Below are 14,688 nucleotides of genomic sequence, written 5' to 3'. Positions count from 1 at the left end.
AAAGCCCCCCTACCCCACTTGCCAAGAAGCAGCGCCATGACCACACCGAACCCGCTTCGCGCCTATGCTGCCGTCACCGCCGCCTATTGGGCCTTCATGCTGTCCGATGGCGCGTTGCGCATGTTGGTGCTTCTGCATTTCAACGGGCTGGGGTTTTCGCCCGTGCAACTCGCATGGCTTTTCCTGCTCTACGAGGTCGCCGGCATCGTCACCAACCTGGCCGCCGGCTGGCTCGCCGCGCGCTTCGGGCTGGCGGCCACGCTCTATGAGGGCTTGGGTTTGCAGATCGTGGCGCTCGCGGCCTTGGCGCAGCTTGACCCGAACTGGACGATCACCGTTTCGGTCATCTTCGTCATGCTGGTCCAAGGCGCGTCGGGCGTGGCCAAGGATCTGTCGAAGATGTCGTCGAAATCGGCGGTCAAGCTGCTGGCGCCCACGGAAAACAACGGCCTCTTTCGCTGGGTCGCAGCCCTGACCGGGTCCAAGAACGCCGTCAAGGGCCTTGGCTTTTTCCTTGGCGCGGCGCTGCTGGCGCTCGCAGGCTTCCAGACCGCGATCTGGGCCATGGCGGCGGTGCTGGCGGTCATCTTGGCCGCCATCATCCTGTTCCTGCCTGCGGGCCTGCCGGGGCGGATGAAATCCTCCGAAGGCTGGTCGGGTTGGCGGTCGAAAGACGCGCGCGTCAACAAGCTGTCCTTGGCGCGCATGTTCCTGTTCGGCGCGCGCGATGTGTGGTTTGTCGTGGGCATCCCGATTTATTTTCAGGCGGTTTTGTCGGACGGAACCGCCGAGGGGCGGCGCGAGGCGTTTTTCCTTGTTGGCGGTTTCATGGCGCTGTGGATCATCGGCTATGGTGCTGTTCAGGCCTTTGCGCCCAGACTGCTGGGCGGTCCTGCGCAAAGCGAAGAAGCGATCACCGCCAAGGCCATCACTTGGGCGGGTTTGCTGGTGCCCATCCCCTTCGCCCTTGCCTTGGCCGTGTGGCTGGCAGGCAGCCCCGCGCCGTGGCTGACGGCCCTTTTGGTCGTGGGCCTCCTGCTCTTTGGCTTCGTCTTTGCCGTCAATTCCTCGGTGCATTCCTATCTTATCCTCGCCTTCGGCGCGGCGGACCGGATCACCCGCGATGTGGGGTTCTACTACATGGCCAATGCCAGCGGACGGCTGATCGGCACGGCGCTGTCGGGGGCCAGCTACCAATTGGGCGGGCTGGCCCTGTGCCTTGCCACGGCGGGGGCAATGGCGCTGGCCAGCTGGCTGGCCGCGCGCAGATTGGCCTAGCCGCGCCCGATATAGGGCATGGTCGTGGCCATCACCGTCATGAACTGCACATTGGCATCCAAGGGCAGGCTGGCCATGTGCAGCACCGAAGACGCGACATGCGCCACATCCATAAGCGGCTCTGGCCGCATAGACCCATCGGCCTGCGGCATTCCACGGGCAAAGGCATCGGTCATCTCGGACGCGGCATTCCCGATGTCGATCTGCCCGCAGGCGATGTTATGCTTGCGCCCATCCAGCGACAGCGTGCGCGTCAGCCCGGTAATCGCGTGTTTGGTGGCCGTGTAGGGCACCGACCCCACGCGCGGCACATGCGCCGAGATCGAGCCGTTATTGATGATCCGCCCGCCCTTGGGGTCTTGCGCGCGCATCATCGCGAAGGCCCCGCGCGCGATCAGGAACGCCCCATCCAGATTGACCGAGGCAACGCGCCGCCAATCCTCCCATGAAATATCGGCAATTTCTGTGGCGGGCAGGCCAATGCCTGCATTGTTGAACACCACGTCCAGCCGCCCGAAGCGCTTTTGGATCGCGGCGAAAAGGGCATCGACCTGTTCGGGGTCGGACACGTCGCAAGGGTGGACCAGCGCGCGCTCGGGGGCGGCGCTGGCGACCGCCTCCAGCTTCTCGCGCCCGCGCGCGGCAAGGATCACGTTATGGCCCGCCTCCAGAAAGGCCAATGCGCAAGCGCGGCCAATGCCTTGGCTGGCACCCGTAATCAGAACGATCTTGCTGTCCGTCATCTCATCCCCCCCTGATGTGACGCGCATCAAAACCGCCTTCGCGCGGGCTTGTCAAACGCTTGGCACGCGGGTGACGGATGCAGGCGGCAGAACCTGTCCATCCCAGTCCAACGGCACCGCCCCGTGGTTGAACCAGAAGCGCGACTCTCCGTCTGACCGAGTGCGCAAGGCGGGCGGCAGATCAAGCGTCGCGACCCCCTGCGCGTGGCACAGATCGCGCAACAGCGCGACAAGCGTGTCATCCTCTGGCCAGCCCCCCAAATAGTGCAGCCCGCCTGCGTGCACCATCGCCGCGCGCCCGTCCGCGCGGGCCAGCGCGACCTCTGCGCTACCCTCCAGCTCTTCGGCCCAATGCACGAAATGGCCGCCATTCGCCAAGGGCACCCGGCAGCCCGGCGGCAGGCTTTCGGCGCGCGCGACACGAATATCCAGCCCCGGCAGAGATGGCCCCAGATCGGGCGGAATGCTGAAATCGGGCCGCCGCGAATTGGTCCGTGGGCCAAGCACCACGGTGCCGGGACAGCTTGGCAGCGCCGCGCGCAAGACATCGGGCAAGGTAAACAGCCCCGGTGCCAGCACCAGCTTGCGCCCCGACAGATCGGCCGTGTCAGGCGGCAGAATGTCGATATTCAGCCCCAGCCGCCGCAACGCCCGATACCACGCGAAACACAGACGGAAATAATCGAAATCCGCGCCTTGGGGTTGCGTGTCCCACGCCCATGCGCTGGCATAATCGAAGACAAGCGCCACATCGGCGGGGGCGGATTGCGTGCAGGGCGCATCGGCCAATTCGCGGGCAACCGCCGTGGCCTCTGCCAGCCCCGGCGCGGGGGCGCTGTCGGGGCGCAGAAGGCCTGCGTGCATTTGTTCCTGCCCGAACGGCGCTTGCCGCCAGCGGAAATAAAGAACCGCCTCTGCCCCATGGGCAAAGGCCTCCCACGTCCAGAGCCGCACCATGCCCGGCAAGGGCGCGGGGTTGTAGGGCGCCCAATTCACCGGGCCGGGTTGTTGTTCCATAACCCACCAGCGCCCGCGCCCGACCGCGCGATACAAGTCATGATGGAACGCCTGAAAATCGGGATCGCCTTGGCGCAGGAACGCCGCCTTATGCGCGTCCGACGCTTCCAGCCGGTCGGACAGAAAGCCGATCGGGTAGCTGTCCCAAGACGCGATATCCAGATCGGCGCCCACCGCGTAATGGTCGAATTCCGTAGTCCGGCCCATGTAGTTATGCGCAATCGGGGCGCGCGTATGGCGGCGCAGGATGTCCACTTGCGCGCGGTTGAACGCCACGACCTGATCGGACGAAAAGCGCCGGAACGCCATGACATGCGCGGGGTTCGGTTCGGTCACGGTCAGGTTCGGCAGGTCGATCTGGTCGAAACTGGCATAGTCCATCGACCAGAACACATTGCCCCACGCGCGGTTCAGCGCATCGGGGCTTTGGTATGTCTGCGCCAGCCAATCGCGGAACGCCGCGCGCGCGGCGTCGGAATAGCTAAGGATCGTGTCGTGACACCCATATTCATTATCCGTCTGCCACGCGGCCACATTCGGGTGCGCGCCGTAGCGCTCTGCCAGAAGCGTGACGATGCGCTTGCACTCGGCCAGATAGCCGGGGTGGCTGAAGCAGTAATGCCGGCGCGAGCCGAATTTGCGCGGGTTTCCCAAGGCATCCACCGCCAGCATGTCGGGGTGGCGGTCCAGCATCCAGCGCGGGGGTGTGGCGGTGGGGGTGCCAAGGACGACCTTCAGCCCCGCGCCGCCCAACACGTCTATCGCGCGGTCCAGCCAGTCGAATTGTAGCTTGCCCGGTTCCGGTTCCAGCCGCGACCACGCGAATTCGCCGATGCGCACCCATGTCAGACCGCTCGCCACCATACGCGCGGCGTCCTCGGGCCATTGTGCTTCAGGCCAGTGTTCGGGGTAGTAGCAGACACCAAGGCTGCGGGTCATGGTCAGCTCCGTCATAGGCGGTGGAAACTGTAGCGCGTGACATGGCGATAGGTCTCGCCCACGCGCAGGGTGGCATCGGGAAAATCGGGGCGGTTCGGGGCGTCGGGCCAGGCCTGCGCCTCCAGCGCGATCCCGGCATGGCGCGCGTAAGGGCGCCCCTTGTGGTCGGTCACGCCCTGCTCTGGCAGGTGGTTGGCGGTGTAAACCTGCAGGCCCGATTCGGTGGTGGCAACCTGCATTGCCAGACCGCTGCGCGGGCTGTCCAGCCATGCCACCGGGCGCAGCGGGACGCGCTTGCCCGTCAGGCAAAAGTTGTGGTCCAGCGCCACGCCGCTCAAGCTGCGGGGGCTGCGAAAGTCGAAAGGCGTATCGGCCACAGGGGCGATTTCGCCGGTGGGCAGCGTGCTGGCGTCGACGGGCAGATACCGCTCTGCGGCCACCCGCAAGCGATGCTCGGCAATCGACCCGCTGTCATCCAGCACGAAATAGCCATGATGCGACAGGCTGCACGGGGTGTCGGCATCGGTCGTCGCGCTGTAGTCGAAACTGATCGCGCCCTCGGCCAGTGCTACCTGCAACACCACCTCCATCCGCCCCGGAAAGCCCATGTCGCCGTCGGGAAGGGTCAGGCTAAGCGTGGCACGATCCGGCGCATGATCCTCGATCGCCCAAATACGATCGGACGCCCCACGCGTGCCGCCATGCAGGCAGTGGCCACCGGGCGTGTTGCGCGAAAGATCATGCGTTACCCCGTTCAACGTGAAGCGCCCGCCCGCGATACGGTTGGCGAACCGCCCCACGGTGGCCCCGAAATACCGCATCGGCCCCAGATAGGGCGCAAGCTGGCCTGCCCCCAGCACCAGCGGATAGGCCACACCATCCAACCGCAAATCCTGCACGATTGCGCCCAGCGTCAGCACATGCGCGGTTATACCCCCGCCCGACAGGTGCAGGCGGTGCACCAACTGCCCGTCGGGCATCTGGCCCCAAGGCTCAATGGTCAAGGCGCACCTTGTGCTCTGCCAGTCCCCGCACGGGTGCGGGCGTGGCGAAGGCTGCACCGTCCAGATCATGGGGGTTTTGCCGCCCCTCGCGCGCCGTGGTACAAAACAGCCGGTCCAGCCCCGCGCCGCCAAAGGCCGGGCAGGACGTATGCGGCGCGGGAAATTCGACAGCACCCAGAAAACTACCATCCGGCCCATAACCCGCCACGCGCCCGGCCCCCCATTGCGCGACCCAGAAGCTGCCATCGGCGGCAAAGACCGCGCCATCGGGGTTCAAGCCATCCGCATTCAGGTCCAGCCAGACTTGTGGCTCGGCATCCGGCCAGCCATCCGCGCCCAGCGCCACGCGCATCACGCGGCGGGTGGGTGTATCTGTAAAGCACGCGCTTTGCCCATCGGGCGCGAAACAGATCGCGTTCGGGATGGTGATGCCGGGAAACAGGCACCGCAATTCGCCCTTGTAATAGCGCCAGATCGCGCCCGCGCCCTTTTCGGCCCGCTTCCCCATCGTGCCGATCCAGAACCCGCCCTGCGGGTCCGCGCGCCCGTCATTCGAGCGGGTGACGGGGTTATCCGCCTCCAAAGCACACAGCGTGCGGCCCTCGCCTGTGGCAAGGTCGAACAGCATCAGCCGGGTTTCCGTGGCGATCACCACTTCGTCGCGGCTGACCCAACCCATGGCAGAGGACATTTCGTCGAACGCCCAGGACCGGCCCAGCGAATGCAGCTTGCGGCCTGTGATGTCGAACCAGAAAAACTCCTGCCGCTCGGGGTGCCAAAAGGCACCTTCGCCCAGCTCGCATCGAATAGCGTTGATGGGCGTCATGCGCTGGCGTCCCACGCTGCGACCGCGTCACGCGCCCGCGCGCCGACCACTGCGGCCGACATCCCCGGTGCATAAAGCGCCGTGCCAAGGCCAAAGCCCGCCGCCCCTGCCGCGCGCCACTGGGCGAAGTCATCCGGGCCAACGCCGCCCACGGCATAGACCGGCATATCGGGCGGCAGCACCGCGCGCATGGCGCGCAACCCGTCCGTGCCCATCTTGAAGGCCGGGAACAGCTTTAGCCCCGATGCGCCCGCGCGGATCGCGGCAAAGGCTTCGGACGGGGTGAAGATACCGGGATAAGACAACATCCCCGCTGCCTTGGTCGCCGCGATGACGGGTGCATGGCAATCGGGTGACACGACCAGCCGCGCGCCGGTCGCGGCCACTTGGGCAACCTGCGCCACTTCCAGCACCGTGCCCGCGCCGATCTGCGCCTGCGCGCCGAAGGCATCGACCATCGCTGCAATGCTGTCCAACGGGTCTGGAGAGTTCAGCGGAACCTCTATCTTGGTGATGCCTGCGTCGATCAGGGCTTCGGTCACGGCCAAAGCCTCTGGCGGGGTGATGCCGCGCAGGATGGCGATTATTTCGCGCATGGTGCCTCCGTTACATGGGCGGCACGCGCCGCGGCCAACCCGGCCAAGGTCGCGGCATCTGCCGTGTGGGCGGATACGGGCACCGACAGCCCGTCCAGCGCGCGGGCGTAAAGCGCGGCCAGATCGCCCGCACCCAAGACCGCCACGCGCTGGCCCAGCCAATAGGGTTTCGCCGCCGCCAACTCGGCCCCGATCAGCAGCCCCGACAGGCGCGCGCGGGCGGTGGCGGGGTCCAAGCCCTCCAGCAACCCCTCGGCGCGCAGGGTGAAAAGGCGGGCCAGCAAGCGGTCCGGGCGGTCCAGTCCTTGCGCCAAACCCGCATCGAAACCAGCTTCGTCCCAGCCCGACATGCCATGCCGCAGCACCGAGTGTTCCGACAAAAGCGCGAAGCTCTCACCCGTCAGGAAGGTCTGGAAACTGACCACCTCGCCCGCGCTGACATGCACCCATTTGCTATGGGTGCCGGGCAGGCAGATGACGCCGTCCCAACCGGGGTTCAGCGCCAGAAAGCCCGCGATCTGCGTTTCCTCGCCGCGCATGACATCGGCGGGGCGGGCCTGTTTCAGGCCCGGCACGACATGCACAGACAGGCGCGGGTCGCTCTGCGGGGCGGTCACAAGACCGCCGCCCAAGGGCGCGCAGGGCACGGCGCGATAGGGTGCCTCGACCCAGCCTTGGCGGCTGCCCAGCATCCCGCAGGCATAGGCGGGAATGCAGCGGTCATCTTTCAGCCAGTCACCCACCAGCGCGACCAGCGCAGGGCCGAACCCGTCGCGCGACAACCCACCTGTGCCGCAATCATTGGCCAGATGCGCGACGGGCTTGTCGCCCACCATCGCCCAAGCGCGCAAATGCGTGCCGCCCCAATCCAGCGCGATCCAGTCCGGGGTTTCTGCAAGCCCGCTCATCCCGTCACCACCACACCGCCGTCAATGACCAGCGCTTGGCCTGTCATCGCGCGGCTGCTGTCGGATGCAAGGAACAACACGCCCCCGGCAATGTCCTCGGGCGAGAGCGTGTCGGGCAGGCATTGGCGTTTCATATGCTCTGCCAGCCCTTCGGGCGTGACCCATCGCTCCAATTGTTTGGGCGTCATCACCCAACCGGGTGCCAGCGCGTTCACGCGAATGCGGTCGGGGCCGAATTCGCGCGCCAAGCTGCGGGTCAGCCCGTTCAGCGCCGAATTGGCGGCGGTATAGACCGGGTAGCCCGCGTTCCCCATCATGTAGCTGATCGAGGTGATGTTGATGATCGACCCCCGCCCCGCCGCGCGCATGGCCGGCACCACGGCTTGCGTGGCGTAGATATAGGCTTTGAAATTGATCGCCAGCGACCAATCGAGGAAGTCTTCGGTCACATCCTCCAACTTGTGGCGCTGGTCATTGGCGGCATTGTTCACCAGCACCGACACCGGGCCATGCGCTTCTGCCGCCTGCGCAATCGCAGCCACAAGCGCCGTGCGGTCGGTAATGTCACAGGGCAGGAACAACGGTCGGTTGCCGGTTTTTTGCTGCATCTCTTCACAAAAGGCGGTGGCGTCCGAGCGTTGGACAAACGCCACCCGCGCGCCTTGGCGCAGAAAGGCCTCGGTCAGCCCCGCGCCAATGCCGGACCCGCCGCCGGTGATGAAAACGGACGCGCCGTTTAGGTCGGGATAGGTGGGTAGGGTCATCAATGGCTCTCTCGGGTAACGGGCCGCGTGTCCTTGCCGACAAGGAAATCCAGATCGGCGCCTTTGTCGGCTTGCAGCACATGGTCGACATAAAGCTTCGCATAGCCGCGCGTGTAATGCGGCGGCTCAGGTGCCCATGTGGCACGGCGCGCGGCCAGTTCCGCGTCATCCACCAGCAGCGTCAACTCGCCCCGGCTGGCCGACACGCGAATGCGGTCGCCGGTTTTGACCAAGGCCAAGGGGCCGCCCGCCTGCGCCTCTGGTGCGACATGCAGAACCACGGTGCCGAACGCTGTGCCCGACATGCGCGCGTCCGACACGCGGACCATATCGCGCACGCCTTCACGGACCAGCTTGGCCGGGATCGGCATGTTGCCGACCTCTGGCATACCCGGATAGCCCTTCGGGCCGCAGCCTTTCAGCACCAGCACGGTGTCGGGCGTCACGGGCAGGTCATCGCGGTCGATTTCGGCCTTTAGCTGCTCGATCGTCTCGAACACATAGGCCGGGCCTTCGTGTTCCAGCAGCGCATCGGTCGCGGCGGATGGCTTCACGATGGCCCCATCGGGCGCAAGGTTGCCGCGCAGCACCCGCAGGCCCGCCGCAGGTTTCACCGGGTTCGACAGCGGGCGGATGACGTCCTCGTTGAAGATCTCTGCCCCTTCGGCATAGGTGGCAATATCGCGGCCCAGAACGGTCTGCGCGGGTCGCAGATGGTCACGGATTTGCGCCAGAACCGCAGGCACACCGCCCGCATAGGCGAAATCCTCCATCAGGTATTTGCCCGAGGGCATACAGTTGACCAACAGAGGAATATCGCGCCCCAGTTCGATGTCCGACAGCGACAGGTCCACCCCCACACGCCCCGCAATCGCCAGCAAGTGCACCACGGCATTGGTGGACCCGCCCACGGCAGCGTTGGTCAGGATGGCGTTCTCGAAGCTCTCGCGCGTCAGAATGTCGGACGGCTTCAGGTCTTCCTCGACCATCTCGACAATGCGGCGGCCCGTGTGATGCGCCAGCGCCGTGCGTCGCGCATCGACCGCGGGCAGGGCTGCGTTGGTGGGCAGGGCGAGCCCCATCGCCTCGACCAGTGACGCCATCGTGCTGGCGGTGCCCATGGTCATGCACACGCCCGCCGAGCGTGACATGCCCGATTCCGCCGCCATGAAATCCTGCAGCGTCATGTCGCCCGCGCGCACCGCTTCGGAAAACTTCCACACATCGGTGCCCGACCCAATGTCGCGCCCGCGCCATTTGCCGTTCAGCATGGGGCCGGAGCTGACAACAATGCTGGGAATATCGACAGAGGCCGCGCCCATCACCTGCCCCGGCGTGGTCTTGTCGCAGCCGCCCAGCAACACGACCCCGTCAATGCCGTAAGCGCGGATGCATTCTTCCACATCCATCGCAAGCAGGTTGCGAAAAAGCATCGCCGTGGGCTTCATCTGCGTTTCGCCCAAGGACGTGACAGGAAATTCGACCGGAAAGCCCCCCGCTTCCCAGACCCCTCGTTTGACCGCTTCGGCCAACACCCGCAGCCCGCTATTGCAGGGCGTCAGTTCCGACCATGTGTTGCAGATGCCGATAATCGGGCGGCCATCGAACGCGTGGTCGGGAAAGCCCTGGTTCTTCATCCAGGAACGGTGGATGAAGCCGTCCTTGTCCAGTTTGCCATACCAGGCGGCAGAGCGGCGGGGTTTCTTCATGTCGGGCGGTGGTCCTTCGGGGCCTGTGTTGGATTGAGAGTATTTTTGGCAAGATGAAGATCAGGCCGCGCGCTTTGTGCGGCACCAGTCTGGCATCCAGTCGCCATGGGCGGCCAGCAGGTCATCGACCAGCGCGCGGATCTGGCGCAGGTCCAATTCGGCGGCGGTGTGCGGGTCCAGATAGGCGGCGTGGTAAATGTGCTCGCGGTTCTGATGCAGCAGCGCCTGCACGGTCAGTTCCTGCACGTTCAGGTTCGTACGCATCAGCGCCACCAGATGCGGCGGCAGACCGCTGACCACGGTGGGCTGCAAGCCGTTGGCATCGACCAGCGTGGGCACTTCGACCGCTGCACCTTGGGGCAGTTGCGGGATAAAACCGTCATTGGCCACGTTGCCATAGATCACCGAGGGCGTGCCGGTCACGATACTGTCCATGATCGTCGCGGCATATTCGTTCGATGCCTTGTGCTCGATCCGGGGCGCGGTTTTCAGCGCCTCGGCCTGCGCGCCCCAAGCGGCGATCTGTTCCTCGCAGCGTTTGGGGTATTCATCCAGCGGGATGCGGAACTGCTCTATCAGGTCGGGGCGGTGCGATTTGATGAACCACGGAACGTATTCGGCAAAATGCTCAGAGCTTTCGGTCACGAAATGCCCGAAATGTTGCATCACTTCGTAGCGCACAAGGTTCGGACAACGCGGGTTCCAATGGCTTTCGAGCGGTATACGGCCCGCTTGATAGCCTTCGCGCAAGGCGGGATAAAGGTCGCGCCAGCCGTCGCCCTCGCGCGCCTCCAGCGACAGGTAAAAGGCCATGTGGTTGATGCCCGCCGCGCGATAGCGCAAATCGGCCACGTCCAGCCCCAGATCGCGCGCAAGCTCGAACGCCGTGCCTTGCACCGAATGGCACAGGCCCACTTGGGCAATGTCAGGGTAGCGCGCGGTCAGCGCCCATGTGTTGATGGCCATGGGGTTGACGTAATTCATCAAAAGCGCATTCGGGCAAAGCTGGCGCATGTCTTCGGCCACGGCCCAGATATGCGGCACGGTGCGCAGACCGCGCATGATGCCGCCAATGCCCAAGGTATCGGCAATGGTCTGGCGCAGGCCGTAAGACTTGGGAATGTCGAAATCCGTGACCGTGCAGGGCTTGTAGCCGCCGATTTGGAAGGCAAGGATCACGAAATCCGCCCCATCCAGCGCCGCGCGCCGGTCGGTGGTGGCGGTCACGCTGGCACCCGTGCCCAGCGACGCCACAAGCTTGCGCGCCACAAGCGCACTTTCGTCCAGCCGCGCGCGGTCGATATCCATCAGCGCGATATGCGCATCGGCCAAGGCGGGACGCAGCAGCGCATCGCCGATCAGGTTTTTCATGAAGACGGTCGATCCCGCCCCGATGAAAGCGATTTTGGTCATTTGACGGCTCCCTATTTCACCGCGCCCAGTGTCAGGCCTGCAATGAAGTGTTTCTGCATCAGGAAGAACATCAGCACCGGCGGCAGCGCCGCGATGATGCTGCCCGCGCTCATCATGTGATAGGCGGCGCGGAATTGGCTGTTGAACGCCGTGATCCCGGCGGTCACGGGCTGCGTGTCGACCCCTTGGGTCAGCACCACGGCCCAGAAGTAATCGTTCCAGATGAAGGTGAAGATCAGCACGCTCAGCGCGGCGATGGCCGGGCGCATCAGCGGCAGCACGACATACCAGAAGATGCGGATTTCCGACACGCCTTCGACCCGCGCCGCTTCGATCAATTCGCGCGGCAGCGCACGGATGAAGTTGCGCATAAAGAGCGTGCAGAACCCTGTCTGGAACGCGATATGGAACAGGACCAGCCCCAGCCGCGTGTCATAGAGGCCCATCTCCAGCGTCAGGTCACGCACCGGCACCATCAGGATCTGGAAGGGCACGAAATTGCCCGCCACAAACATGAAGAACAGCCAGATATTACCGCGGAAGCGATACACGCCCAGCGCAAAGCCGGTCATGCAAGACAAGGCCACCGCGCCGATAACCGTGGGCACCGTGATGAAAACCGAATTCAGCAGGTAGCGCGGCATGGCGCTGTCAGTGAAAACGCGGGTGTAGTTTTCAAACCCTGCAAAGCTCGATGGCAGGCCCCACAGGTTGCCTTGGGTAAAATCGGCGTCGGGCTTGATGGAAAAGAGCGCCACCATCAGCAGCGGCAACAGCCACAGGACAAGTGCAAGCGGCAAGAGCGCTGCATAGGTGCTTTGCCATGCAGCAGAGCGTTGTTGAACCGGGGTCGGGAACATCAGCTTTCCCCTCTGGCAGGCAGTGCGTCACGCTGCGCCTTTTTCAGGCTGGCGCGGACAAGGTCGTAGGAAGCGGTCAGACGGTGGCGGGCATCGTCCAGCCTGGCGCTGTCAAAAACCAAGCGCACCCAAGATGCGTGGAAATAGGGGGCTCGCTGCGCCACGCCCGCATCAATCAACATGCGCGCGGTATCGACATCGGCGCATTTGACAGAGACGCCGCTCATCTCGCCATCGCCGCCGAAGCAGGCAAACATCTTGCCGCCGACTTTCCAGCTCACCAGCTCTGGCGGGTGCGCCAAGGTTGCACCGGGCAGGGCGGCGCAAATGGCGTCGATCTGTTCGCGGGTCACGGCCATGCTCTAACCCTCCCGCTCTTCGCGCCACATGCGCCACAGGAAGAATGCGATATAGACCAGCATGATCAGGAACAGCACCACGGCAATCGCTGCGCCATACCCCATGCGGAAGCCGTATTCGGACAAGCTGACCTCGAACATGTAATAGGCCAGCACGCGCGACGACCCGAACGGCCCGCCATTGGTCATGACCGAAATCATGTCGAAGCTGCGCAGCGCGCCGATGACCGTGACCACGACCGCGATAAAGGTTGCCGGGCGCAGTTGCGGCAGGATGACATACCACAGCATTTTCCAACCCTTGGCACCGTCCAGCCGCGCCGCTTCGACCTGTTCGGGGTCCACCGCGTTCAGCCCGGTCAGATACAAGATCATGCAATAGGCGATCTGCGGCCAAAGACCGGCGGCGATAATACCATAGGTCACGGTATTGGGGTTGCCCAACACGTTCATCGGGCCAAGGCCGACGAGGTCCAGCATAGGGTTCAAAAGCCCGATGGACGGGTTGTAGAACCACGCGAAAACAAGGCCCACAACGACCTGAGAGATCACGAAGGGAAAGAAGAACAGCGACTTATACAGCCGAATGCCGCGCACCTGCTGGTTCAGGAACAGCGCGATGAACAGCCCGCCGGGAATGGCCAGCAGATACAGGACCAGCCATTTCACGTTATTCATCAACGAGGTGTAAAAGGCCGGATCGTCGAACAACTGCTCGTAATTGGCCACGCCGATATAGCGGGCCTCGCCTAGACCGTCCCAGCGATACAGGCTGATCTGGAAGCTTTGGAAAATCGGGAAGATGACATAGACCGCGAAAAACGCGATGCCGGGGGCCAGGAATAGCCACGGGGCTGCGCGCATCTGGTTACGGGCCCACCAGCTTTTGGACTGAATATCGGGGTCTGCCGTCATCGTGAAACCGCCCTTGCCGTTGCAGGCCCAAGGGCGGCGCGACACCGCCCTTGGGAAGATGGGGTTACTCTGCGTTCATGCGCTGGCGCAGTTGCTCCAGCCGGTCCAGAATGCCGTCCAGATTGTCGGGCAGGACCATGAATTCCTGAAAGCCCTGCATCGCCGCCGAGGCCATTTCGGCGTCGGTATCGCGGTCGAAGAACTGCGCGATCCCGCCCGTAGCATTCGACAGCATCTCGAACCCGGCCTGAATGAACTTGTCATCGGCCACGGTTGCGTTGCGGTTGATCGGCAACTGGCCCAGCGTATCATTCACGATGGTCTGGTTTTCCGCGCTGGCGACGTATTGCAGGAAGGCACGGGCATTGTCCTTGTTCTGCGCTTGCGCCGGGATGGTGAAAATATCGGTCGGCGCATCTTCGGCTTTCGGAATGCCGGGGGTGATTTCGGGGAACTGGTAGAAGCCCAGCTGCTCATCGGTCAGCCCCGCCTCGCGCATGGGCGCCACCACGAAATTGCCCATCAGGTAGGCCACGGCTTCGCCATTGACCATGAAGGGCTGCGCTTCCTGCCAGCTATAGGCGGTGTGGTCGTCGATGAACGCGCCCATGTCCAGCAGCTCACGCCAATTGGCAAAGGTCTGGCGCACGCGGTCATCGGTCCACGGAATTTCGCCCGCCGTCAGCGCCATGTGGAAATCATACCCGTGGGTGCGCAGGTTCAGGTAATCGAACCAGCCGCCAGCCGTCCACAGAAAGCGCGTGCCGATGGTGTAGCACTTGCGCCCCGAATCAAGGATCGCCTGACAGTTGGCCTTTTCTTCGTCCCAAGTGGTCGCAGGCGTCAGGCCCAGTTCGTCGTAAATGTCCTGACGGTAATAGATACCCCACTGGTAGTAGCTATAGGGCACGCCCCATTGCTTGCCGTCCAGCGTAAGCGCGGGGCGGGTCGAGGCCAGTTCTTCACCCATCGGACCAGCCCACAGGTCGGACACATCCTCGAACAGGCCCGCTTCGACATAGGGGCGCATCCGGTTGCCTGCATACCAGCCGTTCACATCGGGGGCGTTGGCGGTCAGGTAGTTACGGATCTGGGTCTTGTTCGCCTCGCGGTCGATCAGCGTCAGCTCGATGTTCAGATCGGGGTGCATTTGCTGGAAGCGTTCGACCATGCCTTCCATCGCGGCCTTGGGCGCGGGGTTCTGGTCGTTGAAGAAGATGCGCAGATCGCCGGTCAACTCGGCGCTGGCGGCACCCGCCAGAAGCGTGGTCATGGCAAGACCAGCGGCCATGCCCTTGAAGATGGACTGCATGTTTTCCTCCCTTGCAGGTTCCATTATTTGAAACTTGTTTTTACA

Annotated in this window: 14 protein-coding genes; 1 reads left to right on the top strand and 13 read right to left on the bottom strand. The window is 64.2% G+C overall.

Annotation, left to right across the window (positions count from 1 at the left end; translation table 11 throughout):
• Positions 1–36 precede the first annotated feature (36 nt).
• Entirely contained in the window at positions 37–1,278 is a 1,242-nt protein-coding gene (gene arsJ / locus J1C52_RS04990; RefSeq protein ID WP_227426826.1) for an organoarsenical effux MFS transporter ArsJ, read from the top strand.
• Here the strand turns inward: arsJ and J1C52_RS04985 are convergent.
• The 13 genes from J1C52_RS04985 to J1C52_RS04925 form a co-directional block, all read right to left on the bottom strand.
• Positions 1,275–2,021, bottom strand: coding sequence for an SDR family oxidoreductase (locus J1C52_RS04985; RefSeq protein WP_227426825.1), 747 nt, complete (start codon positions 2,019–2,021; stop codon positions 1,275–1,277). The genes arsJ and J1C52_RS04985 overlap by 4 nt on opposite strands.
• Positions 2,022–2,072: 51 nt before the next feature.
• The gene (locus J1C52_RS04980; RefSeq protein ID WP_227426824.1) at positions 2,073–3,977 is read right to left on the bottom strand and encodes a beta-galactosidase; all 1,905 of its coding nucleotides are present in this window, start codon (positions 3,975–3,977) and stop codon (positions 2,073–2,075) included.
• A gap of 11 nt (positions 3,978–3,988) precedes the next feature.
• Positions 3,989–4,981, bottom strand: a complete 993-nt coding sequence (locus J1C52_RS04975) for an aldose epimerase family protein (protein ID WP_227426823.1) — start codon at positions 4,979–4,981, stop codon at positions 3,989–3,991.
• Positions 4,971–5,807: an SMP-30/gluconolactonase/LRE family protein gene (locus tag J1C52_RS04970; RefSeq protein WP_227426822.1), complete on the bottom strand. Its 837-nt coding sequence runs from the start codon at positions 5,805–5,807 to the stop codon at positions 4,971–4,973. Before J1C52_RS04970 ends, J1C52_RS04975 begins: the two co-directional genes overlap by 11 nt.
• The gene (locus tag J1C52_RS04965) at positions 5,804–6,403 is read right to left on the bottom strand and encodes a 2-dehydro-3-deoxy-6-phosphogalactonate aldolase (RefSeq protein ID WP_227426821.1); all 600 of its coding nucleotides are present in this window, start codon (positions 6,401–6,403) and stop codon (positions 5,804–5,806) included. The genes J1C52_RS04970 and J1C52_RS04965 overlap by 4 nt, the downstream gene beginning before the upstream one ends.
• Complete coding sequence (locus tag J1C52_RS04960) at positions 6,391–7,311, bottom strand: 2-dehydro-3-deoxygalactonokinase (RefSeq protein WP_227426820.1); 921 nt, start codon at positions 7,309–7,311, stop codon at positions 6,391–6,393. The genes J1C52_RS04965 and J1C52_RS04960 overlap by 13 nt, the downstream gene beginning before the upstream one ends.
• The gene (locus J1C52_RS04955; RefSeq protein ID WP_227426819.1) at positions 7,308–8,075 is read right to left on the bottom strand and encodes an SDR family NAD(P)-dependent oxidoreductase; all 768 of its coding nucleotides are present in this window, start codon (positions 8,073–8,075) and stop codon (positions 7,308–7,310) included. The genes J1C52_RS04960 and J1C52_RS04955 overlap by 4 nt, the downstream gene beginning before the upstream one ends.
• Entirely contained in the window at positions 8,075–9,784 is a 1,710-nt protein-coding gene (locus J1C52_RS04950) for an IlvD/Edd family dehydratase (RefSeq protein ID WP_227426818.1), read from the bottom strand. The genes J1C52_RS04955 and J1C52_RS04950 overlap by 1 nt, the downstream gene beginning before the upstream one ends.
• A 60-nt stretch (positions 9,785–9,844) precedes the next feature.
• Entirely contained in the window at positions 9,845–11,197 is a 1,353-nt protein-coding gene (locus J1C52_RS04945; protein ID WP_227426817.1) for an alpha-glucosidase/alpha-galactosidase, read from the bottom strand.
• 11 nt (positions 11,198–11,208) lie between these two features.
• Positions 11,209–12,057 (bottom strand): carbohydrate ABC transporter permease, encoded by an 849-nt coding sequence (locus J1C52_RS04940; protein ID WP_227426816.1) that lies wholly within the window; start codon positions 12,055–12,057, stop codon positions 11,209–11,211.
• On the bottom strand, positions 12,057–12,416 hold the full coding sequence (locus J1C52_RS04935; RefSeq protein ID WP_227426815.1) for an MmcQ/YjbR family DNA-binding protein: 360 nt from the start codon (positions 12,414–12,416) through the stop codon (positions 12,057–12,059). Before J1C52_RS04935 ends, J1C52_RS04940 begins: the two co-directional genes overlap by 1 nt.
• 3 nt (positions 12,417–12,419) lie before the next feature.
• Entirely contained in the window at positions 12,420–13,331 is a 912-nt protein-coding gene (locus tag J1C52_RS04930; protein WP_227426814.1) for a carbohydrate ABC transporter permease, read from the bottom strand.
• Positions 13,332–13,395: 64 nt separating this feature from the next.
• Positions 13,396–14,643 carry an ABC transporter substrate-binding protein gene (locus tag J1C52_RS04925; protein ID WP_227426813.1) on the bottom strand — a complete coding sequence of 416 codons (1,248 nt, stop codon included), beginning with the start codon at positions 14,641–14,643 and terminating at the stop codon, positions 13,396–13,398.
• Positions 14,644–14,688 lie beyond the last annotated feature (45 nt).

The sequence above is a fragment of the Roseibaca sp. Y0-43 genome (genome assembly GCF_020667835.1).
Lineage (GTDB): Bacteria > Pseudomonadota > Alphaproteobacteria > Rhodobacterales > Rhodobacteraceae > Roseinatronobacter.
Note: the sequence above shows the minus strand (reverse complement) of the source record. Positions and strands in the feature narration are given on the sequence as shown.

Coding starts and splice junctions, on each gene's coding strand:
- J1C52_RS04940 (WP_227426816.1), bottom strand. CDS start 12,057: ATGTTCCCGACCCCGGTTCAACAACGCTCTGCTGCATGGCAAAGCACC.
- J1C52_RS04955 (WP_227426819.1), bottom strand. CDS start 8,075: ATGACCCTACCCACCTATCCCGACCTAAACGGCGCGTCCGTTTTCATC.
- J1C52_RS04960 (WP_227426820.1), bottom strand. CDS start 7,311: ATGAGCGGGCTTGCAGAAACCCCGGACTGGATCGCGCTGGATTGGGGC.
- J1C52_RS04950 (WP_227426818.1), bottom strand. CDS start 9,784: ATGAAGAAACCCCGCCGCTCTGCCGCCTGGTATGGCAAACTGGACAAG.
- J1C52_RS04930 (WP_227426814.1), bottom strand. CDS start 13,331: ATGACGGCAGACCCCGATATTCAGTCCAAAAGCTGGTGGGCCCGTAAC.
- J1C52_RS04925 (WP_227426813.1), bottom strand. CDS start 14,643: ATGCAGTCCATCTTCAAGGGCATGGCCGCTGGTCTTGCCATGACCACG.
- J1C52_RS04970 (WP_227426822.1), bottom strand. CDS start 5,807: ATGACGCCCATCAACGCTATTCGATGCGAGCTGGGCGAAGGTGCCTTT.
- J1C52_RS04965 (WP_227426821.1), bottom strand. CDS start 6,403: ATGCGCGAAATAATCGCCATCCTGCGCGGCATCACCCCGCCAGAGGCT.
- J1C52_RS04935 (WP_227426815.1), bottom strand. CDS start 12,416: ATGGCCGTGACCCGCGAACAGATCGACGCCATTTGCGCCGCCCTGCCC.
- J1C52_RS04980 (WP_227426824.1), bottom strand. CDS start 3,977: ATGACCCGCAGCCTTGGTGTCTGCTACTACCCCGAACACTGGCCTGAA.
- arsJ (WP_227426826.1), top strand. CDS start 37: ATGACCACACCGAACCCGCTTCGCGCCTATGCTGCCGTCACCGCCGCC.
- J1C52_RS04985 (WP_227426825.1), bottom strand. CDS start 2,021: ATGACGGACAGCAAGATCGTTCTGATTACGGGTGCCAGCCAAGGCATT.
- J1C52_RS04945 (WP_227426817.1), bottom strand. CDS start 11,197: ATGACCAAAATCGCTTTCATCGGGGCGGGATCGACCGTCTTCATGAAA.